The sequence below is a fragment of the Yimella radicis genome, assembly GCF_054778255.1.
Window position 1 is genome coordinate 26,438 of sequence record NZ_BAAGZR010000007.1, and the last position, 22,015, is coordinate 48,452.

General features: G+C 67.4%; 18 protein-coding genes. 5 read left to right on the plus strand and 13 right to left on the minus strand.

Features of this window, described 5'->3' with window-relative positions; all coding sequences use genetic code 11:
- Window positions 1-19 precede the first annotated feature (19 nt).
- The gene (locus ACYU8W_RS04715) at window positions 20-2,296 is read left to right on the plus strand and encodes a GNAT family N-acetyltransferase (protein WP_499467057.1); all 2,277 of its coding nucleotides are present in this window, start codon (window positions 20-22) and stop codon (window positions 2,294-2,296) included.
- Window positions 2,297-2,350: 54 nt separating this feature from the next.
- On the opposite strand, the gene ACYU8W_RS04720 is transcribed toward ACYU8W_RS04715, so the two are convergent.
- The gene (locus ACYU8W_RS04720) at window positions 2,351-3,262 is read right to left on the minus strand and encodes a hypothetical protein (protein ID WP_499467059.1); all 912 of its coding nucleotides are present in this window, start codon (window positions 3,260-3,262) and stop codon (window positions 2,351-2,353) included.
- Between the two features lie 128 nt (window positions 3,263-3,390).
- Window positions 3,391-4,362 carry an EamA family transporter gene (locus ACYU8W_RS04725; protein WP_499467061.1) on the minus strand — a complete coding sequence of 324 codons (972 nt, stop codon included), beginning with the start codon at window positions 4,360-4,362 and terminating at the stop codon, window positions 3,391-3,393.
- A 39-nt stretch (window positions 4,363-4,401) separates the two neighbouring features.
- Between ACYU8W_RS04725 and ACYU8W_RS04730 the strand changes: the two genes are divergently transcribed.
- Window positions 4,402-4,941, plus strand: coding sequence for a CGNR zinc finger domain-containing protein (locus ACYU8W_RS04730; RefSeq protein ID WP_499467063.1), 540 nt, complete (start codon window positions 4,402-4,404; stop codon window positions 4,939-4,941).
- A 7-nt stretch (window positions 4,942-4,948) separates the two neighbouring features.
- Here ACYU8W_RS04730 and ACYU8W_RS04735 read toward each other — a convergent pair whose 3' ends face one another.
- From ACYU8W_RS04735 to ahcY, 7 genes are all read right to left on the minus strand, one after another.
- Complete coding sequence (locus ACYU8W_RS04735) at window positions 4,949-6,169, minus strand: winged helix-turn-helix domain-containing protein (protein ID WP_499467065.1); 1,221 nt, start codon at window positions 6,167-6,169, stop codon at window positions 4,949-4,951.
- Window positions 6,170-6,265: 96 nt separating this feature from the next.
- On the minus strand, window positions 6,266-6,916 hold the full coding sequence (hpf, locus tag ACYU8W_RS04740; protein WP_129625766.1) for a ribosome hibernation-promoting factor, HPF/YfiA family: 651 nt from the start codon (window positions 6,914-6,916) through the stop codon (window positions 6,266-6,268).
- A 303-nt stretch (window positions 6,917-7,219) separates the two neighbouring features.
- Entirely contained in the window at window positions 7,220-8,005 is a 786-nt protein-coding gene (locus ACYU8W_RS04745; protein WP_499467067.1) for a ComF family protein, read from the minus strand.
- A 27-nt stretch (window positions 8,006-8,032) separates the two neighbouring features.
- Entirely contained in the window at window positions 8,033-9,832 is a 1,800-nt protein-coding gene (locus tag ACYU8W_RS04750) for an LpqB family beta-propeller domain-containing protein (RefSeq protein ID WP_499467069.1), read from the minus strand.
- Window positions 9,829-11,520, minus strand: a complete 1,692-nt coding sequence (gene mtrB, locus ACYU8W_RS04755) for an MtrAB system histidine kinase MtrB (protein WP_499467071.1) — start codon at window positions 11,518-11,520, stop codon at window positions 9,829-9,831. Before mtrB ends, ACYU8W_RS04750 begins: the two co-directional genes overlap by 4 nt.
- Window positions 11,513-12,193, minus strand: a complete 681-nt coding sequence (gene mtrA / locus ACYU8W_RS04760) for an MtrAB system response regulator MtrA (protein ID WP_129625770.1) — start codon at window positions 12,191-12,193, stop codon at window positions 11,513-11,515. Before mtrA ends, mtrB begins: the two co-directional genes overlap by 8 nt.
- A gap of 144 nt (window positions 12,194-12,337) precedes the next feature.
- Complete coding sequence (ahcY, locus tag ACYU8W_RS04765) at window positions 12,338-13,789, minus strand: adenosylhomocysteinase (RefSeq protein WP_499467073.1); 1,452 nt, start codon at window positions 13,787-13,789, stop codon at window positions 12,338-12,340.
- Between the two features lie 338 nt (window positions 13,790-14,127).
- On the opposite strand from ahcY, the gene ACYU8W_RS04770 reads away from it, so the two are divergent.
- Entirely contained in the window at window positions 14,128-14,397 is a 270-nt protein-coding gene (locus ACYU8W_RS04770; protein ID WP_499467075.1) for a hypothetical protein, read from the plus strand.
- Between the two features lie 9 nt (window positions 14,398-14,406).
- Here the strand turns inward: ACYU8W_RS04770 and ACYU8W_RS04775 are convergent, their stop codons facing one another.
- From ACYU8W_RS04775 to ACYU8W_RS04790, 4 genes are all read right to left on the minus strand, one after another.
- Window positions 14,407-15,732, minus strand: a complete 1,326-nt coding sequence (locus ACYU8W_RS04775) for a metallophosphoesterase family protein (RefSeq protein WP_499467077.1) — start codon at window positions 15,730-15,732, stop codon at window positions 14,407-14,409.
- A gap of 30 nt (window positions 15,733-15,762) precedes the next feature.
- Window positions 15,763-16,491 (minus strand): class I SAM-dependent DNA methyltransferase, encoded by a 729-nt coding sequence (locus ACYU8W_RS04780; protein ID WP_499467078.1) that lies wholly within the window; start codon window positions 16,489-16,491, stop codon window positions 15,763-15,765.
- 101 nt (window positions 16,492-16,592) lie between these two features.
- Complete coding sequence (locus ACYU8W_RS04785; protein ID WP_499467080.1) at window positions 16,593-17,615, minus strand: DUF808 domain-containing protein; 1,023 nt, start codon at window positions 17,613-17,615, stop codon at window positions 16,593-16,595.
- Window positions 17,616-17,636: 21 nt separating this feature from the next.
- Window positions 17,637-19,604 carry a thioredoxin domain-containing protein gene (locus tag ACYU8W_RS04790; RefSeq protein WP_499467082.1) on the minus strand — a complete coding sequence of 656 codons (1,968 nt, stop codon included), beginning with the start codon at window positions 19,602-19,604 and terminating at the stop codon, window positions 17,637-17,639.
- A gap of 106 nt (window positions 19,605-19,710) precedes the next feature.
- On the opposite strand from ACYU8W_RS04790, the gene ACYU8W_RS04795 reads away from it, so the two are divergent.
- Both ACYU8W_RS04795 and ACYU8W_RS04800 read left to right on the plus strand, forming a co-directional pair.
- A complete protein-coding gene (locus ACYU8W_RS04795; protein WP_499467084.1) occupies window positions 19,711-21,117 on the plus strand; it encodes a site-specific integrase in 1,407 nt (468 codons plus the stop codon).
- Window positions 21,118-21,705: 588 nt separating this feature from the next.
- Window positions 21,706-21,987 (plus strand): hypothetical protein, encoded by a 282-nt coding sequence (locus ACYU8W_RS04800; RefSeq protein ID WP_499467085.1) that lies wholly within the window; start codon window positions 21,706-21,708, stop codon window positions 21,985-21,987.
- The last annotated feature ends 28 nt before the right edge of the window (window positions 21,988-22,015 follow it).

Below are 22,015 nucleotides of genomic sequence, written 5' to 3' on the forward strand. Positions count from 1 at the left end.
GTTCTGATTGGCTCGTTACATGGTCAATTTCCCGGCGGACGTCCCGACGCTCTCCGACGACGTCGTGACGCTGCGAGCGCACCACCCCGGCGACGTCGACCGGATCATCGAATTCGCGAACGACGAGCGGTCGCGGCGGTTCATCTCGCTCCCCGATCCCTACGGACCGCAGCAGGCGCAGGAGTTCCTCGACTCGGTCGCGATCAACTGGGCTGCCGATCCGGTGCACCCGGTGTGGGCGATCGAGGTGGACGGGCAGTTCGCCGGCGGGATCAACCTGCACCCTCGGGGCTCGCGGACGTGGGAGGTCGGTTACTCGATGCACCCTGGACTGCGCGGGCGCGGGGTGATGACCCGCGCCGTCCGGTTGGTGGTCGATCACGCGTTCGACGCTCTGGACGCGTTGGCCGTCACCTGGCGCTGCGGCGCCGGCAACTTCGCGTCCTGGCGCGCGGTCTGGGCGGCGGGTTTCGCCTTCGACGGCGTCTGGCGCCACATGCACCGTAGGTCGTTCGGTGACTCGGACAACCTCTGGTTGGGCTCGCTCACTCGCGCCGAATGGGGGTTGTCGCTCGGGCGGGAGCACCGTGCAGCACGTCCGTGGTGGGAGGCGAAGCTGCTGCGCGGCGAGCGCGTGGTGTTGCGTCCGTACCGGGACCACGAGGAGTTGCCGGGCGGCCCGGACGAGATCGCGCAGCGCTTCAACGCCGACATGCAGCCGCAAGCCGGCGACTTTCCGCGATGGCTGCGAGACCGGCGTCGGCGGATGGCGATCGGCGAGGGTGTCTTCTGGTGCATCGCCGATGCAGTGACCGGTGAACTCCTCGGCCACATCCAGGTCACCCGCCTCGACGTCGACTTCATCCGCGGCACGGGGTGGGTCGGCTATTGGCTGCTCCCGTCGGCCCGAGGACGCGGAGTGCTGGCCGAGGCTCTCGACCTGCTCATCCCGCATGCCTTCGCCGATCGGACCGATCCTGCCGGCGTCGACGGTGGGTTGGGTCTGCACCGTCTGTACGCCGGCACGGACGAGGACCACGGTGCCTCGCAGCGTGCGCTGCGACGGGCCGGCTTCAACGAGTGCGCCACCGAGCGGGCTGCGCTGGCCCACGACGACCGACCGCATTCCGGCGCGATCAGCTTCGAACTCCTGGCGTCCGACGATCGCGCTACCGGGCGCATTGCACCCTTCTCGATCCCCACGCTTCGCACCGAGCGGTTCGTGCTGCGTGAGTGGACGGACGCCGACACTCCACGTCCGGAGCAGGTCACCGACCCCGACGCCCGGCGATTCATGGCGAATGAACTTCCGACCGAGCAGACCTTCCCCGACTTCATGCGTCGCCACCGTCTCGGGCTGGACCGGGGCACGTCGCTCAACTGGTGCATTGAGGACGCCAACAGCGGCGAACCGCTCGGCAACGTCGGGTTGTTCGACATCGGAGCGGGCACCACCGGCAACGCCGAGGTCGGTTACTGGCTGTGGCAGAGCGCGCGCGGACGACGGGTCATCGCGCAGGTACTCCCTGCCGTCCTCGACCACGGCTTCGACAAACTGGGTCTCACCCGCATCCATGCCGCCACCGACCTGGACAACATCGCCTCGCAGAAGATCCTGATGACGGCGGGCTTTCGTCAGTGGGGCGCCGATCATCAGGCCTACACAAACGCGGACGGGTCGGTGACCGACGGCGCGTACTTCGAACTGCTTGCCACCGAGCGCCATTGCACGGTCGACGAGCGCCTGCCGCACCCGGTCCGAACCGATGATGTGCGGCTGCGTCCGCTGCAGCCGTCCGATCTCGACCGCGCGCACGAGGCGTCCGTCGATCCGTCCTGGGTGCTGTGGCTGGACGGGCCCGCCGACCGCACCCTGCAGCAGACGCGCGAGTGGCTCAGCCGAGAACGTCAGGTCACCGCCGACCGGCAGCGGTGGGCGATCTGCGCACCGGACGGCGATGAGTTCCTCGGCTGTGTCACGGTCCAGAACATCGATCAGCGCACCCGGTCGGGCGAGCTCGGTTACTGGGTGCACCCGGACGCGCGCGGTCGCGGCCTGGCCGTCGCAGCGGTGAATGCTGCTGCAAGATATGCCTATTCACCCGAAGGTCTCGCGCTGAGACGGCTCTCGATCAATGTGGCCGAAGGTAACGAGCCGTCGATCGCAGTGGCGCGGCGGACGGGCTTCCGGCAGACCGGACGAGACAGCCTGACCGAGCCGCTGGGCGACGGCCGCGTCGTCGACCGCCTGCGCTTCGAACGCCTGGCCCTGACTGACCGAGTGGCCGGGCCATGAACAAGCGGCCGGGCTATAGGGCGGCCACCGGTTCATAGCCCGACCACTCGGTAGTCAGAACCAGGCGCTGTGGTCAGGTACGAGTCCGCGCGCGACCAGTAGCGTGCACATTCCTTCCGCCCCCGCCGGTCGCGCATCGCTCCATACCCAGCGGGCGAAGCGACGATCGGTACCTCGGATGCGATCCTCACGCACCTTCTCGGCCAGCAGGGCGTCCGCATCGCCGGCGCCGTCGTCACGCTGATACTTGAGCTTCCCGTCGAACTCACCGACCAATCGCAGCTTCTCCCACCAGAAGTCCGTGACGCCGACGAGGCTCATGTGATCGAAGACCCGGTGCTGAAGTTCCGGCTTCGGAAATCCGTTCTCATACATACGAACTCGGCTGAGACTCTCGCCCGGTGACTCGGATCGACCGTCGGCCAGTTGGACCACGAGTTGTGCGATCCGCCGCCCCCGACCACCGCGCGGAATTGCCTGCCAGCACGACTGAAGATCACCACGTGAGGCCAGTCCCCGCCGAAGTACGTCGTCCGCTGCAACCACGCCGGCTGCCAGCCCGCTCAGACGGGCGATGTCGATCGCCGTCTGAGCGGGACAGGTGACGACAAGACCATCAACTTTCACGGTGCTCGGGTCGGTCTGACAGCGATGCCGAACAGTCGAATGGGCGCGTCCGCGAGTATCGTCTGCCGATCGCACTTCGACGTGCTCCGGCCACTGCCCGAGCAGCGGGATCCGTTGCAATGCAGCAGCTGTGCTGTGCGAGAAGATCGGTCCCTCCAACTCCGCATGTGCAGCGTGCGCACGCAAAACGACCTTCTGACGATCATCGAGCGCGGCCCATCCGGCAGCCGTGGTGTACCGGTTATGACGAACCTTCACCAGGTCCGAGGGGTCGTCCGAGCACCGCAGCAACTCGACGCGGGAACGGGCCAGCAGCGGTGGCAGTCCGGGCTCATCCATGCGGCGATGGTGCCCGCTCGCTTGCGACCCCGTCAGACTTATACACAGCGCTCACCGAGTGGCCGGGCTATGAACAAGCGGCCGGGCTATAGGGCGGCCACTGGTTCATAGCCCAGCCACTCGGTGAGTCAGACGGGGTCGGGGATGGTGGGCTCGAGTTCGGGGACGGGCTCGCCGAGCTTGACCAGCACCACACCACCGAGGATCAGAATGCCGCCTACCAACTGGAGGAGCCCGGGCTGCTGGCCGAGCAGGATCGCACCGAACATCAGCGAGAACAGCACCTCCATCAACGCGAAGAACGAGGCCACCCGGGAGCCCAGCGCCCGGGCAGCAGCGATACCGGTCGCATACGCGAGCGCAGCAGTCACCAGGCCGAGCACGAGCAGCACGATCCACCACGGGACGTCGCCGACGCTGAAGTCGACGGTGCCGGTCGCCGTTGCGTAAGGCACGACTCCGGTCGCGCAGGCGAGGCCCATCGCGAGAGCACCGACCCACAGCCCGGCACCAGCCAGAACCAGCGGCGGCAGGTGCGTCTCCTGAGCAGACAGGATGAAGTAGACCGCCGCACCACACGTCGCCAGCAACGCCCAGGTCATCCCTGCCACGTCGACGCTCGCGCCCGACACCAGGTCGAGAACCAGCCCGAGCCCGACGATCGCGACCACCGCCCCCACAACGGTTGTGCGGGAGGGACGCTGACCGTGCCGCACCCACAGGAACGCCACCACCGCGATCGGCGCGGCGTACTCGACCAGCAATGCCATTGCGACCGGCATGGTCTGCACCGCATTGAAGTAGAACAATTGCGTGCCGGCGACCGCGACCAAGCCGTAGGCGACGACAAGTCGGGCGCCCTGGCGCAGCAGATGCCACCGTCCACGAAGGGCGAGCGCGGTCGGGATGCTGAGTGCCAGCGAAGCGACCAGGATTCGGTAGAACACGGCGGCACCGGGTGTCCAGCCGAGCTCGATGAGTCCGCGTCCGAGCGCTCCCGAACCACCGAACGTCAGCGCCGACAGGAGGGCGAACATCAACCCACGCGAGTTCTTCACGGTTGGGGCGACGTGCGTGTCGTCATGAGTCAAGGTGGTCATGACTCATGACAGTAGGACGGCGGGATGTAAGGTGTCAACATGCGCTTTGCTCATGACACCGAGCCTGCCCTGCGTGCCGCCGTACGCTTGGTCAATTCGGCATCGGAGCCGGATACCATGACTGAACTCGAACAACTGCACGAGTTCTACCGCAGCGAGGGGTACACCGGACAGGCCCCACGAACGCGCGCAGACCTGGATGCCGTCCGCGCGCTGCGTCCGCGACTACGCGCGATCCTTACCGCCGATCGGGACAGCGCGGCCCAACTGGTCAATGACTCGCTCGCGCAGGTGCAGACGCAGCCCCGCCTGGTGCGCCACGACGACCTGGACTGGCACCTGCACGTCGTGGCCGACGACCGCCCCCTGGATGTGCGCATCCTGGTCGAGACGGCCATGGCGATGATCGACTTCATCCGCGCCGACGAGCTATCGCGACTGTCCGTGTGTGAGGCGGACGATTGCGACGGCGTCGTGCTCGACCTGACCCGCAACCGGTCGAAGATCTTCTGCTCCCCCAGTTGCAGCAACGCCGCGGCCGTTGCCGCCTACCGCGAGCGGCAGCGACGGAACGACTGACCGAGGATCAGTCGCTCGGCATCGCAACATCGGTGAGCTCGAGCCAGTCGGCCATCGATCGCAGATTGCGTATCAACGCTTCCGCGGCGGTCGGTGAAGCTTCCGGTTCCCAGGAAATTCGTTGTGCCAGAAGCACGCTCGACTTGCGATCGGCCTTGAGGTCGACGCGGCCGACGAGTTCGCCGCGGTGCAGGAACGGCAGCACGTAGTAGCCGTGCACCCGATCAGCGGCCGGCGTGTAGATCTCGATGCGGTAATGAAAATCGAACAGGTCGTGCGTGCGTTCGCGCTGCCAGACCAGCGAATCGAACGGACTCAGCAGGGCCTCGGCTTCGGTCCGCCGCGGACGAGCCGCATCGACGTACAGGAATGCCGGACGCTTCCAACCGCGCACCTCGACCGGGCGCAACTCGCCCGTACGCACCAGTTCCGCGATGGCGGGGCGGGCCTGTTCGGTCTTGAGCCGGAAGTAGTCGCGCAGGCACAGTTCGCTGCCGATGCCGTGGGACCGCGCAGCGATGCGGACGAGTTCGATGAAGGACTCCTGCTCGGCCGGCCTCGCCTCAGGCCCGGCGGCCGCGCGTGCTGCCGGCGGGAAGGCCGTTTCGATTGCCGCGTACCGACGCTCGAACTGGGTCGTGCGTCCGGCGCTGGTGATCCGGCCCGCCCAGAACAGATGCTCGAGTGCGTTCTTGACCAAGCTCCAGTTCCAGCCCCACTGATCCTTGCTGCGCGGCACATCGTGCTTGAGGCGAGCCTCCACCTGACGCGCGGTGAGCGGCCCGAAGCGCAGCACCTCGGTCTCGACCGCAGCAACCACCTCAGGATGCTCGTGGGCCACACACTGCATCCCACGCCAGGCCTCCGACTCGGCACGCCGCATTCGGAACGTGAGGTGCGGCCAGGTGGTCGGCGGGATCAAGGATGCCTCGTGAGCCCAGTACTCCACGAGCCGTCGTGGCGCGGTGTCGCGAGCACGATCGAGCAATGAGGTGTCGTAGGGCCCGAGGCGGGAGAACAGCGGGAGGTACTGACTGCGCGCCAGCACGTTGACGCTGTCGATCTGGATGATGCCGACCCGGTCGATCACTCGCTGCACGTGCCTCATCGAAGCCGCGAAAGCTTCCGGGCGTCGGTCGTGAAAACCCTGCGCGGCTAACGCAATTCGTCGCGCCTGCGCTTTGGTGAGCGTCTCGGTGACAGCCGTGAGGTCTGGTTGGTCGGTCATCGGTTCGAGCCTAGACCGCGCCACCGACAACAACCCGTAGCCCGGTACGCGGGAGCGGCGGACCCGCCAGGGATCCGCCGCCCGTCGCTCGACTTGTCAGGCGCTCTGCTCCGTCTGCTCCTGAATGTCCAGGGTGATCATTCCGTACGACCAACCGCGCCGCCGGTAGACGACGGTGGGCTTGTCGGAGTCGACGTCGTGGAAGAAGAAGAAGTCGTGTCCGACGGCTTCCATGGCGCTGAGCGCGTTGTCGACCGTCATCGGAGACGTGCTGTGCACTTTCTCGCGCAACTCGACCGGGCAGTCTGCGTCACCGCCGAGCTTCGCGATCGACTCGGGCACCGGTGGCTCCTGCTCGGCGCCACCCTGTGCGGGCGACAGGTCGAGGTCTGCGAGCGGTGCAGTGGCGTCGTGCACAGACTTGGGTGCCTTGCGTCCGCCGCGATGCACCCTGCGCTTGTCGTGCTGCCGGCGCAATCGCTCCCCGAGTCGGGTGGTCGCCAGGTCGAGCGCTGCGTAGGTGTCATCGGCACTGGCCTCGGCGCGAATTACGGCCCGCTTGCCGAAGCAGGTGATCTCCACGCGCTCGGCTTCCTTGGCCTGGCGTGGGTTGGCTTCGTGGGAAACGACGACCTCACAACGGGTGACCCGCGGGTCGAGCTGGTTGACCTTCGCCAGCTTCTCCTCGATGTGGCGCTGAAAACGCTCGGGCACGGACGTGTGACGTCCGGTGACGGTGATCTCCATGGAATCTCCTCGTGTTCTACAAGAGTGTCGTGCGGACTTCTGCGTCCTGATCTCCTGATGAACCACCTGCCTTTCCGGTGGCGACACAAGGCCGGCTGCGAACTGAGATTTCGCAAGGCCTCTCCATGACCCAACGCTATGCCACCGCGGACGCCGCGTCCACAGATCGACGCACCCATCGCGCACCGTCCGCCAGTCGGTCACGACGGTGAGACAGAGCGCTGCAGCGGGAACGAAACGAACACGAAGAACGACGAGGTCCAACGGTTTTCGCCTGGTCGACCGTCAGCACGGCACGCATCGTCAGCGTCGACGCAGCACGGCAGCAGCAGCAGTCAGGGCCACCACGTCGTCCGCGCCGGCGACGCGCAAGGCACGACTTGCCTCCGCCAAGGTCGCGCCCGAGGTGATGACATCGTCCAGGAGTAGGCAAAGTCGCCCTTGTACGTCGGTGGCGCGCATCGAACCCGACAGATTGCGGGCCCGCTGCGTCACTCCGAGACCCGCCTGGTCGCGCACGGCTCGACCGAAGCGCAGTGCGCCTGGCGGGGCCACCTGCATCGAGGACCCTTCGAGGGCTCGACGAACGAGGTCCCGCAGCGGCAGTCGACCCCGCAACCGCACCGACGCGGCTGTCGACGGCGTACACACGACGACCAGGCGACCGGTGTGCAAGGCACGCTCCAGTGCAGGCTCCTGGTCGAAGACTCCCTCCACGGCAGCCCGCACCGCCGCAGCCAACGGTGGCAGCAGATCGATTCGGTCGTCGTCCTTGAACGCGGGAAGCATGCGCGTGACCGCACCCTCGTAGACGAGGTGGGACCAGCACGGCGGACTACCCGGCAGCGGGCGCTCGACCCAACCGAGTGAGGGCTGAGCCAGACGCTGTTCGAAACCCACCCGACACGGCTCGCACAGGCGCTGGTGGCGCAGACCGCATCCACCACACGACTGCGGCGCGGCGAGTTCCCCCAATCGCTCCAGCCCGAAGGCCGCATGGCGCAGAGCTCGGGTGATTCGCTGCATGGCGGCCAGCCAACCCGATGCACGCGTGCCGTCGGAGCGACGAGCAAGCGCTGTGGACGACACGCCGAGCAACTGTCGGCGTGTGGAAAGTCAGCTTCCCGGTGCCACCACGTCGAGGACGCCGGGCACGCGCCGCCAGCCACCGCCGATGCGCTCCTGCACGCCCGGATCGCCTGTGACGACGAACAGTTCGCCGGTGCCGCGGCCCGTTCCCACGATGTGTACGGCACCCGGTACGGCGCCCATCGGGTTCACGAACCCGCTCAGTGGCACCTCGATGATCTGCTGACCGTCGTCCGGTCGCATTCGCCCGATGACGGCAAGGGTGACGTCGTTGGCCCACGCGACATCGCTGACATCGCTGACGGCTTGCCCGACCTCGATCGGTTCGGTCAACGCCGTGGCCTGGCCGTTGGCATCCCGGATCACGAACGCGAGCAGCAACTTGGTGACGCCCCTCGGCGTCCGGGTCAGGACTGCCACCCGTTGGCCGTCGCGTGAGGACTTCAGTGACAGCACCTGCGCGTCGCGCAACCAGGGAACCGACACCGCCTGAGCACGCGTCGTCGCGACGAAGTTCGTGGTGTCCATGACCCAGACAGCGGCGCCGCTGGAGACTTCGCGGTCGGGACCCGCATTCGACAACGACAGGCCGGCGAGCCAGAGCTCGTCGAGTGAGTTGAAGCTCGGGCGCGTCAATTGTCGTCCGAACGCCGGAACCTGGTAGGCCTGGCCACCACTGACCCAACGTCCGAGCAGTTTGCGATCGCCGCTGATCCCCGCGACCTGTCCGCCGTCGGCATCGGCCGCCAGCATGTACCAGTTGCGGTTCAATGTCGGCAGAGTTGGTCGCACTCGACCACGTGGCTGCGCCGCGCCGGCGTCGGCACGCCATCGCAGCGTCTGCCCCGACCGCGTGATCACGCCGTTGTCCTTGGTCGCCGGCACGGTGAACCCGACGTCCGTCGGCGTGACCGGCATGTCCGGAAGATCAGGAGTGTCCAGACGCGAACCACCGACGGTGATCGCCACCCGGTGGATCCTGGGCACCTGGTTCAAGGTCGCCATCATCGCCGCCCACAGCGCATTTCGAGTGGCGGAGTCGGCGGTGCGGACGCCCTCGGTCAGGTCGACGGTCGCGACTCCGTCCTGATCGATCGGGACGGCGTCGACCGCGAGGCGCGTACCGCCCGGCACCTGGTTGAGGTCGGGCGTCGTGCCCTGCGCCCGGGCCAGCCATTCCGGCGCACCGCGCAGCACGGCGCGGGCGAGGGCTGCAGCGAGTCCGGTGCGAGGGAACCACTGCTGGTCGGGCACGAGGGTGCGGGTGCGGCGTTCGGCCAGGTAAACGGTGTAGGGCGTGTACATCCGGTCCCGGAAGTCACGCATCGACAGGTACGGTCCGAAGTCGGCCGGCAGTTGCGAGATGCGCCATTGTCCGTCGACCTGTTTGAGGCCGATGTCGACGGTGCGGTGGCGGGGCACCGCCAACTGACGAAGGTGTCCGCCGGCGTCGAGTTCGGCCCACTGCGTCGCGGTGAGCGAGACGTGGCCCGGGACCACCTGTGTGACCGCGAAGTCGCGTTCACCCTGGTTGATCGCGACACGTCCGCCGGGCGCCCAGCCGCGGCTGGCGTCCGTGGTCAGGAATTGCCGTGCGACGGCGAAGTCCTCATCGACGCTGCCGCTGGCGCGCAGGAACCCCTTCACCATCTCGACCGGGTCGGCATTGTTGCGCGGTCCGTAGAACTCGACATTGGCCGGGGGTGCACTCGGTGTGTCGGAGATCGGTCGACGAGCCTCGACATCGCTGGACGTCGGAAGGCCGGCACATGCTGCCAGCACGAAGGCGACAACGGCGACCAGGATCGAACGAAGGACGCGGCTCATGTCTGGCTCCCGGAATTCGTGCCCAGGGTGAGTGAGTTGCCGGCCGGCATGACCCGCCCGACCTGGGAGTCGTCGGGCGCCAGAGGCAGCGGCGAGCGACCGATCGGTTGACCCGGCCGACGCGGAAGGGTGAGTCGGAAACAACTGCCTTCACCGGGCGATCCCCACGCCTGCAACCAGCCCTCGTGCAGGCGGGCGTCCTCAAGCGAAATCGACAGGCCGAGGCCGGTACCTCCGGTGGTACGTGCACGCGCCGGGTCCGCGCGCCAGAAACGGTTGAACACCCGGACAGCGTCACCGGGTTCGAGCCCGACACCATGGTCGCGCACGGTCACTGCCACGGCACCGGAGTTGGAACCGATGTCGATCTCGATCGGCTTGCGCTCACCGTGCTCGATCGCGTTGGTGACCAAGTTTCGCAGAATGCGCTCGATGCGTCGGTGGTCCATCGGGACGACGACGCCGCGCTTGCCGAGAACGGTGATCTCGGTGCCGTTGCGTTCGGCGAGAATCTGGACGGAGTCGACGACGCGATCCACCAGGTCACGCATGTCGCCCGGCCCGAGGGTGAGGGCAGCCGCCCCGGCGTCGAACCTGCTGATCTCGAGCAGATCGGACAACAGTGCCTCGAACCGGTCGAGTTCGGCGCTGAGGAGTTCGGCCGAGCGGGACAGCGGCTGGCTGAAGTCGGCGCGGTGCGCGTGAATCATGTCGACGGCCATGCGGATCGTGGTGAGGGGCGTGCGCAACTCGTGCGAGACGTCCGAGGTGAACCGTTGCTGCAGTGAGGACAGATCCTCCAGCTGTCGGATCTGCCGTTGCAGGCTGTCGGCCATCGCATTGAACGAGGTCGCGAGGCGGGCCAGGTCGTCCTCGCCGGACACCTGCATGCGTTCGTTGAGCGCACCTGCGGTGAGCCGTTCGGCGACGTGCGCGGCCGACCGCACCGGCGTCACCACCATGCGCGTCACCAGGTAGGCGAGAGCGGCGAGCAGGGCGAGCAGGGCGACACCGCCGGCGGCGAAACTGCCCTTGACGATGTTCAGCGTCGTGACCTCGTTGTCCATCGGGAAGATGAAGAACAGGTCGTACGGGCCGGCGTTCGGCACCGACACCCGCGAACCGATCAGCACCGCCGGCACCGAATCCCCGTCCGGCTGCGGGACGGTGATGATCTGCACCTGTTGGTGATCGGGGTCGTCCTTCAACGCCGTCCGGATCGCTTCAGGGATCATCTCCGGACTCGCCTGCGCGGAGGAGACTTTCGGGATCGGCTGCGCGGTGTTGTCAGCCGCCTGCATGAAGACGACCCGGCGGGACAGGTCGTCCCCGGGCGAACTGACCTGCTGAACCATGTCGCTGGCGAGCTGCCGCAACGAGCTGAGGTCGGTGTTCGGGGTACTGGCGAAGATCTCCTGCGCGTCGGCGCGGCGGCTCTGGCTCTCGGCCTCGGCGGACGATGTCCGCGACTCCACCAGGTCCGTCGCGATCCGGTGGTACATGTAGGAGCCGAGCACCAGCGTCACGATCGCGCCGGCGAGCGCGGTCGTGGTGACCACGCGGGTGTGCAAAGAACGACGCCAGGAGTGTCGGACGCTGCGCGCGGTGGCGAGCAGAGCCGCGCCGAGCGCGGCGAACCACCGGCGAGCAGCGGACTGCTGCGCGTGCGGCTCGCCGAGGTCAGGCACTCGGTCCGGCCTTATAGCCGACTCCTCGCACGGTCAGGACGATCTCGGGGTGCTCGGGGTCGCGCTCGACCTTGGAGCGCAGACGCTGCACGTGCACGTTGACCAGTCGGGTGTCACCGGCGTGCCGGTAACCCCAGACCTGCTCCAGCAAGACCTCCCGGGTGAAGACCTGCCACGGCTTTCGCGCGAGCGCCACCAGCAGGTCGAACTCCAACGGGGTCAGCGAGATCTGCGCGCCGTCGCGGACGACGGAGTGACCGGCGACGTCGATCGTGAGGTCGCCGAGGCGGAGCTGCTCCACCTCGGGTTCGTCGCCGCGGCGCAGCCGAGCACGGACGCGGGCGACCAGTTCCTGTGGCTTGAATGGCTTATTGACGTAGTCGTCGGCGCCGGCCTCGAGTCCAGCGACGACGTCGGTGGTGTCGGTGCGGGCGGTCAGCATCACGATCGGTACGTGCGACTCGGCGCGGATCTGTCGGCAGACCTCGACGCCGTCGGTACCGGGCAGCATCACGTCGAGCAGAACGATGTCGGGTTTGGCATCGCGGAACGCCGCCAATGCGCCGGACCCCGTCGAGCAGTGGGCGACCTGCATCCCTTCCCCGCGCAGGATGATGCCGAGCATCTCCCCGAGCGACGGGTCGTCGTCCACCACAAGCACTCGGGCACTCATTCAGATCCAGCCTTTCTCGCGTTCACCTCGAATTATCTTCACACAGAAGGCAAACGGATCCGCAACGAGAATGCGCGTGAGTTCGTGCCCTTCGCCAGGCCTGGCGAAGGGCACGAACTCACGCCGATTCCAGATGCTCCCGGGTCAGTACCGGTAGTGCTCGGGCTTGTAGGGGCCCGCCACGTCGACGCCGAGGTACTCGGCCTGGTTCTTGGTCAGCTCGGTGAGCTCGACACCCAGGGCGGCGAGGTGCGCACGGGCGACCTTCTCGTCCAGGTGCTTGGGCAGCGTGGTGACCGTGGGCTTTCCGTCCTCGTCGACGTACTCCTCGGACTTCTCGAACAGCTCGATCTGGGCGATCGTCTGGTTCGCGAACGAGTTGGACATCACGAAGCTCGGGTGACCGGTGGCGTTGCCGAGGTTCATCAGGCGTCCCTCGGACAGCACGATGATCGAGTTGCCGTCCTGCTTGGTCCACTCGTGGACCTGCGGCTTGATCTCGGTCTTGGTGATGCCGGGAAGCTTGGCCAGGCCGGCCATGTCGATCTCGTTGTCGAAGTGACCGATGTTGGAGACGATCGCCTTGTTCTTCATCTTCGACATGTGCTCGGAGGTGATGACGTCGTAGCAACCGGTCGTGGTGACGAAGATGTCGCCGTACTCGGCGGCGTCGTCCATTTTGGCGACCTGGAAGCCCTCCATCGCGGCCTGCAGCGCACAGATCGGGTCGACCTCGGTGACGACGACACGTGCACCCTGACCGGCCAGCGCTGCGGCGCATCCCTTGCCCACGTCACCGTAGCCGGCGACGACGGCGGTCTTGCCTGCGATGAGCACGTCGGTGGCGCGGTTGAGGCCGTCGACGACCGAGTGGCGGCAGCCGTACTTGTTGTCGAACTTGGACTTGGTGACCGAGTCGTTGACGTTGATCGCCGGGAAGAGCAGTTCGCCGGACTTGGCGAGCTCGTAGAGGCGGTGGACGCCGGTGGTGGTCTCCTCGGTCACGCCCTTGATTCCGGCGGCGATCTCGGTCCACTTCTGCGGGTCTTCGGCGAGGGTCTTGCGCACGAGGTCCTTGAAGACCGAGAACTCCTCGGAGTCGTCCTCGGTGGTGGGGGGCACCTGACCGGCGGCCTCCCACTCCTTGCCCTTGTGCACGAGCATGGTGGCGTCGCCGCCGTCGTCGAGGATCATGTTGGGGCCCTCGCCACCGGGCCAGGTGAGGATCTCGTTGGTGCAGTCCCAGTACTCCGGGAGGCTCTCGCCCTTCCACGCGAACACCGGCACACCCTGCGGGTTGTCGACGGTGCCGTTCGGGCCGACGACCGCGGCGGCGGCGGCTTCGTCCTGGGTCGAGTAGATGTTGCAGGAGGCCCAGCGCACCTCGGCGCCGAGGGCGGTGAGGGTTTCGATGAGCACGGCGGTCTGCACGGTCATGTGCAGCGAACCGGCGATCTTGGCGCCGGTGAGCGGCTTGGACTCGCCGAACTCCTCGCGCAGCGCCATGAGGCCGGGCATCTCGTGCTCGGCGAGGCGAAGCTGGTGACGGCCGGCCTCGGCGAGGCTGAGGTCCTTAACCTTGTAGTCGAAGGACATGAGTGTCCTGTACTCCTTCTGCCGCGTGACGCGACTTTGACTTCATGTGTCGGACGCTGGCATCGCCCATCTGGGCTGGTCGGGTCATCACCCATGCCGGCCCCGCGAGGATACCGGCGGGCACCGGCGTCCGCGAAAACCCGTGTCGGCGGTCAGGTGCAGTTTCGGCTCGTCGTTAGCGCCGTCCGGCGGTCGTGCGGGTGGCTTAATGAGAGGCACAGCCACCCGACGAGGTTCAGGAGCAGTCGCTGTCCGCATCCGATGACGACAACCGGTCCACCGACAATGGCGACGGGGGTTCGCGCCCGGAACCGACCCGCGAGCAGCGCGCCGCCGAGATGCCCGACGAACTCAAGGTCGACGTCGATCAGGAGAAGTTGCAGGCCTGGGACGACGCGAAGGGCGACTACGGCGTCGACGACGGCGAGCGACCGATCATGGTCGGCGAGGGTGAAGCCGGTTTGACCGACGAGACCGACTCGATCGACGAGGCCGACTCGACTGACGAGAACGACTCGACCGACGAGGAGCAGGGGCAGCACCACACGTCGCGTCCCGACCGCGAGAACCGCAGCTCGGCCGAGCCCACCGACGGTCAGCAGACCTGATCGGCGCCGTCAGGCCTGACTGTCCTTCGCCTGCTGCCACGACGCGCCGACGTCGTGCAGGTGGTGCGCGAGGTCGTGCAGCAGGTACTGGCCGAGGCTGAGCACGGTGAACGCCGAGCCGTTGGAACGCAGCCCCGTGCGCTCCCATTCGGTGGGCTTCACCGCGTCGTACGCGGCGGCGAGCCGCGCGGCGGCCGCGTTCAGGTCGGGCACGAGCTGCGCCGGGTCGGCCGTCGCGTAGTCACCGTCGATGGCGGCTTGGTCCTGGTCCCAGTTCGGGAAACCGGGTGCATCGTGTTCGAGCATCAGCGCGAGGCGTCCGTCGAAGACCTTGCAGACATCGAGCACGTGGCAGCCGTACTCCAGCGGTGACCAGGTCGAGGGCTCCGGACGGCGCCGGGCGGACCGGTCGGTGACGATGTCGGCCCAGGGTGCGGTGAACTTGCGGACGAGGTCGCCCACATCGGCGCCGTTCACCTCCGCCGCGACGAATCCGCAATCAGGGCAGGCCTTTTCGAGGGTCCAGGTCCAGTCCTTCGTGTCGGCGGGAACGACCGACGTGCGGTGGTACTCCGGACGGCGGCCGGCGCGCACGTCGCCCCGGTACCGGCGGTCGCGCAATTCGGCGACGTAGAGCTCGTACTCGGGTGCGTCGACCTGCTTCGCGTGGGCGAGCTCCGCCTCGATGTCGTAGGGCACCCGCACGAACTGCACACCGAACGGCGCCGGCTCCTCGCCGTCCAGCACGCCTTCGAGAATGACGTAGACGGGGATGTTGTCGTCGAGCGCGTTGCCGACGCTGCCGGTGTTGATCAGCGTCAGCCCGAACTCGGTCTCCAGGAAGGAGTCGTGCGTGTCGCCGTACGCCACGACGGTCGGAGTGGGGCCGTCGCCGGTGGCCGGGGTGTTCTGGAACATGCCGAAGAACTCGCCGGCGTCGTGGTCGAACCGCACCCGGTTGTGCACGCTGGTCGCCGACGCGTGGAAGAGCCGGATGCGCCGGCCGCTCATCGTGAAGTCGTGACTGAACGGCAGGGCACGCAACCACTCCCCCTGCCCGGGACCGAGTTCGTCGCGCCACCACCGCAGCGCGGGATTGTCTGCAGCGCTGCCGAACTCCTCCAGGGCGGGCAGGAAGTCGTCCCAGTTGCCGAGGATGTTGACCTCGCACCGCTGCCGACACAGCTCGATCACCTCGCGGCCGCGGTGGCCCTTGCCGACGTAGTCGCCGAGGTTGTAGATGCGGTCGATTCCGCGTGCGTCGATGTCGGCCAACACCGCCTCGAGCGCCGTGAGATTGCCGTGCACGTCGGAGATGAGCGCGATGCGGTCCATGCCCGCCACGATAGGCCGCGAGCCCGACGGTCAGGGCTTGCGCCAGACCGACACGTGACTCTCACTGTCGGTGGTGAAAGGAGATTTCGACCAATCGGCGTACCTCGCTTCGATCTCGAGGCCGGCGAGCTGCGCCATCAGGTCGCATTCTGCGGGCCAGATGTAGCGGAAGTTGCTCGCGCCGTAGCGCACCGAACCGTCGTCGCCGCGGGTGTAGTGGTGCGAGGTGCCCTGCTGCGTGGTCATGTCGTAGGTGTCGAAGCCGACGTGGTGCTCGCCCACGTGGAACGGCACGGCTGCCTGGCCCGGCGGGAAGCGGCGGATCCCCGGCACCCACAGCTCGATGACGAAGCGACCGCCCGGCTTGAGATGGCGCGCCGCGTTCCGGAAGCACTCAACCTGCTCCGACTGGGTGCGCAGGTTCCCGATGCTGTTCCACACCAGGTAGACGAGGGCGAAGGCACCGGGACGAGTCGTGGTCGCCATGTCGCCGACGGAGACCGGAAGATCGGCATCCTTCGAACGGAGCTGCTCGACCATCGGCTCCGACAGCTCGATCCCTTCGACGTGGACTCCCCTGTCGGCCAACGGGATCGCGACACGTCCGGTGCCGATGGCGAACTCCAGCGCCGAGCCACCGTCGGCCAGCGCGGCCAGGAAGTCGACGGCCGGATCGAGCACGTCGGGCTCGAACATGAACGCCGACGATTCGTCATAACGGAGCGCCGCCTCGCTGTCCCACAGATCGCTGCTTGTCATGCGGCAATCCTGCTGGGGCTCCCCGACGGGCGCGACCGATTTTCGCCGCCGGCCAGGCCCGAAGTCGCCGGCTCAATGAAGCCGAAGGTGGTGCTGCCGGATCAGTTGCCGTGCGGCTCCGGGTCGGCCTTGTCGAGGTCGACGCCGTCCGCCTCGCCGTCACGACCTTCGGCATGACCCTCAGCATGACCCTCGGCATGGCGTTCTCCGTGGTCCTTGTGGAAGAACTTCAGCACGATCGCGGTGATGATGCCGCCGACCACAAGGCCGACCAGAGCGGACGCGAGCGTGTTCGCGAACCAGCCGAGCACTCCGCCGAGAGCGCCGGTGGAGTCCTTGACCCACTGCTCGAAGTGGTGCACCTGGCCGTAGGGCCAGTGCCAACCGATGTCGTCGAGCGCGATGAGCAGAATGTGTCCACCGACCCAGATCATCGCGGCGATGCCGACGACCGACAGCACCGACAGCACCTTCGGCATGGCCTTGACCAGCGCGTTGCCGAACTTGCGCGCGCCGCTGGATTCCTTTTTCGCCATGGCCAGGCCGACGTCGTCCATCTTCACGATGAGACCGACGACGCCGTAGACGATCACGGTGATGAAGATCGCGACGACGATCAGGATCGCCAGGCGGGACAGGAACGGCTCATCGGCGACCTCCTTCAGCGAGATCACCATGATCTCGCTGGACAGGATGAAGTCGGTGCGGATGGCGCCGGAGGCGATCTCGTCCTCGGACTTGCCCTCGTTGCTGTCTTCTTCGTGCTTGCCGGTGAGCGCCTCGTACAGCTTCTCCGCACCTTCGAACGCCAGGTAGGCGCCACCGATCATCAGCACCGGCATGATGATCCAGGGCAGGAACTGCGAGGCGAGCATGATGGCCGGCAGGATGAACAGCAGTTTGTTGCGCAGCGAACCGATCGCGATCTTCTTGATGATCGGCAATTCGCGCTTGGGGTCGATGCCCGTGACATAGCGCGGGGTCACCGCGGTGTCGTCGACCACCACGCCGGCGGCCTTCGCGCTGGCCCGTCCGGCCGCGAGGCTCACGTCGTCAACGGACGCGGCGGCAGCGCGAGCAAGGGTCGCGATGTCGTCGAGAAGTGCAGCAAGTCCTCCGGCCATGCGCGTAATCGTACGGGTGGATCAGGCCTGGTTCGGACCAGCGCGCAACGCATCCGGGTCGGTGACCGGAAGATCACACGTTCGGCCCCGGCAGACGAACGCCGCGGGCTCGGTGACAGCACCGCGATCGGCGAGTACGGACAACTCCGCATCGCCGGACGCACCCACCGCGACCGGTCCCCCGAACCGTCGGAGGGCGGCCATGACGAGCCGGTCGCGATCGGTCCCAGGTGAGCCCACCACCGCGACCTGCTCCGGGCCGGCGGCCAGACGTTGCGCAGCCACCAACGCCCATCCGGCGAACCGGGGCGCACGGGTCATCACCTCGTGGGCGGTGGCGAGAGCTTCCCGCGCTGCTTCCTCGTACCGACCGGACCCGCCGAGAGCGGTGGCCGTGACCATCGCGTTCACGGTGGCGGACAACCCGGACGGGCTGGCATTGTCGGCCGCTTCCCGCGGGCGGGCGATCAATTGCTCGGCATCGGTCGCGGTGTCGTGGAAGCCGCCGTCGTCCGCCCGGAACCTGGCCAGCGCGTCGTCGAGCAATTGTGTGCCCGCCTCGAAGTAAACGCTGTCGTCGGTGGCCGCTGCGAGGTCGAGCAGGCCGGCAGCGAGGCACCCGAGGTCCTCGAGCACGGCGTCCGGATTGCCGACGACGCCGTCGCGGGAGACCCGCCGCAGGCGTCCGTCGACCAGGTGCACTTCGAGCAGGTGATCGGCGATCGCGCGCGCCGCGTCGAGGTACTGGGAATCGGCGAGCGCCTGCGCCGCCGCGACCAGTCCGCTGATCGCCAGGCCGTTCCAGGCGGCGACCACCTTGTCGTCGCGTTCGGGGCGGATCCGCAGTTCGCGCGCGTCCAACAGTTTCTGCCGGACGTCGGCGAGTCGTGTCTCGTCGACGTCGTCGCTCAGTTGCAGCACCGAACTGCCGTGCTCGAAGGTGCCGGTGCGCGTGACCCCGAAGGCCTCTGCCGCCCACCGGCCGTCGTCCTCACCGAGCACTTCGAGGAGTTGTTCCGGGGTCCAGGCGTAGAACTTGCCCTCGACGCCTTCGGAGTCGGCGTCCAAGGAACTGGCCAGGGCACCATGGTCGGTCCGCAGTTCGCGCAGCATGAAGTCGGCGGTCTGCTGCGCGACCCGGTCGCCCAGCGGCGTGCCGAGCCGGGCGTACACACCGAGCAGCTGTGCGTTGTCGTAGAGCATCTTCTCGAAGTGCGGCACGACCCAGTCGCTGTCGACGCTGTAGCGGGCGAAGCCACCACCGAGCTGGTCGTACATCCCGCCGCGCGCCATGGCGTCGCAGGTCTGCTCGAGCATCGTCGCCGCCGACCCGTCGCCGGGCGTCGCCCGTAGGCGCAGGAACTCCAGGACCATGGACGGCGGGAACTTCGGTGCACCCCCGAATCCCTTTGATCGGCGGTCGAATTCGCGTTCGAACAGCGCGACCGCAGTATCGAGTTCGGCACCCGTGACGGGGCGTGCTGCAGCGGACTCGCGGTTCAGGTGCTGGCGCAGGGCATCGGCCGCGCCGCGGATGTCGTCCTGCCGGTTCTCCCACGCGTCGGCGAGGAAGCCGAGCACCTGTTGGAAGGCGGGCTGACCGTAGCGCGGCTGCGGCGGAAAGTAGGTGCCGGCGAAGAACGGCGAGCCGTCGTGGTCGAGGACGCAGGTCATCGGCCAGCCGCCGTGCCCGGTCATCGCGGTGGTGGCGTTCATATAGATCGCATCGATGTCCGGGCGTTCTTCGCGGTCGACTTTGATGCTGACGAAGTGCTCGTTCATCAACGCGGCCGTGGCGTCGTCCTCGAACGATTCGTGAGCCATCACGTGGCACCAGTGGCAGGCGGCGTACCCGACGCTGAGCAGAACTGGTGCATCACGACGCTTCGCCTCGGCGAACGCCTCGGGTCCCCACTCCCACCAATCCACTGGGTTCTCCGCGTGTTGAAGCAGATAGGGGCTGGTTGCGTTGGCGAGGCGGTTGGCCATTCCTGTGACTCCTGACGAGTGGCACCTGCATCATTTTTCCTAGAGTGATGCACGAGAGTGATGCACGAAACCAGCGTACGATGGTTTCTCCAGCGTAGGAGGTCTCGTGGCGACGCGTTCTCAGTCCAAGCTGCTCGCGCAGGGCAAGCCGCGCACGTCGGGCGGCGGTTCGCGGCCGTGGCGGGTGCGGCTCTACGCACCAACGCCTGGCACCAACAAGTACCAGGTCTACTTCCGGGCACCTGCCGACAAGGGTGAACCGTGGAAGCGGGTGTTGCGCCGCGCTGCCTCGGAGGAGGAGGCCCGCAAGATCTTCGCCCAGGCCGAGGCCGCGCTGGACACCGAGAAGGACCTGCCTGTCGGTGCCGATGTGCGCGCCTCCCGCACAATCCGGATGCTCGGCGACGAGTACCTCAAGGACAGCATCGAGCGTGGCAAACAGCCGCGGACGATGGAGGGGCGCGAGTCCCGCCTCAACGCCCACATCCTGCCGACCATCGGCGACGTGCCGGTGACGAAGTGGCGGGTCGAGCACAGCCGAATGGTGATGGAGAAGGGGTCGAAGACACTCTTCTCCGTGCGCGGCCGCGAGGACCTGCGCGGCCAGCTCGCCGCGATGCGGAAGCTGGCCTGGCGGCTTGGCTGGCTCGATCGCAGCGTCGACCCGCTGGACGGACTGGAGATCGGACGAGCGAACGTACTGCACGGAGCGACAGCGCAGTACGTCGATCCACGGCTGCGCCCCGAGACCCGGCAGGTCCGCGCGATGGCCGACGCCGCCGACACGCTGTGCGGCCCCGAAGGCACCGATCCGCTGATGACGCGCCTCCCCATGTTCGGCACCAAGATCCGCGTGGCGGCCTTCGGCGGCCTTCGCCTCGGCGAACAGAACGCCCTCCGCGCCATCGAGGTGTTCTTCGACCGCGGCTACGTCCATGTGAACGGCTCGTGGATCACCCCGCGCGGCCAGGCCGGGTTCCGCGGCCCGGTGAAGAACCACACGCTTCACGAGGTGCCGCTGCCAAACTCGCTGATGCACGACGAGCTCCTCCCCCGCGTCAAGGAGCTGCTCGACCTGCCTGCGAAGGCGTCGCTTCAGCAGGTCGTCAACGCCCAGGAGGCCGAGCGTCAGCGCCGCGCGTCTCTGGCGGCGCGCGAGAAGGACAAGAACCTCGCCTGGTGGAACTACCCCGTACCACCCGAGGACGAGCTGTGGCTCTTCGTCGACACCATCACCGGTCTTCCGGTGAAACCCGAGATGCACAACGAGCGCTGGCACCGCGTCCGCGCCTTGGTCGAGGAGAACGACCCCGACAACGCCTGGCCCCGCACGATCGTCTACCGCAACCTCCGCCACCACGCCGCGACCAAATGGTTCCACGAGGAGTTGGGCGAGCCCTGGGAGGTCGTCGCCCAGTACCTCGGCGACAAGCTCACCACCGTCCTGAACCACTACGTCCGCGCCGGCGAGGACGCACTTCGCGACTCAGTCAGCAAGCTGGCAGGCCGGTGAGCGATGGCGTTCGCCTGGATCCGGCCTCCAAGTGCCAGCTATGCCACTGGGAGCCACGGCACCGGGTGCCCGATATACCGGAGTAGGTCTCCGAAGTGAACGCGAAGCGCAGTTCGGGCGCACAGGAACGCCACCTGGGCAACGTGGCGATCCTGCGTTTCCTCGATGGGTTCACGGACTCCACGCTGGTAAGCCGCCAGTCCGACCCCGGAGAGCGACTCGGGCTCGCCGGGCCCGCGCCAGTGCACTAGGGGAACCCGCGCGTCATTGACGAAGCGGATTGCATCGACAACGCGTGGATCGACGAGGCCCTCCGCTTCTAGGTGGTCGAGCAACCGACCGGTTCCCCACTTGCGCCATCCTTTCGGCTCGGCCCTTATGACGTACAAATCGTTCATGAGCCCGGCCACTGTTCGCTCACACACACCGTGACATCGTCCGCTGGTGGCGCCAGGAGGGCACCGGCCCGGAGTTCTTCAAGATCGGCCGGCGGCTCTACACCACCGTCGGCGACCTGCGGACCTTCATCCGCACCCAGCGGCTCGCCTCCCAGCCCGTGCTCGGCAAGCCGAAGGCGGTGTGAGACCCATGGACGACCCGCGCCACGTGTTCCTCAGCGCGAGCGAGGTGATGGCTCGCTACAGCTGGGGCAAGACGAAGGGCTACCAGAACCTCAAGGACAGGGACCTCGTGCCAGCCCCGGTCATGACGCATCCGGATCGCTGGCGGCTCGACCAGCTGCTGGCGTGGGAGGAGCGGCGGATGGCGCTCGCCGAGGCCGCGCGAGATGCGCTCGTCGCGCCGCGGCGGGAGGAGGTGAGGCTCGTCGACCTGCTCCCACAGGCCAAGCGACAGCGGCCATCGGCGTGAGTTTCCAGAAACCAGGGCCAACGACGAG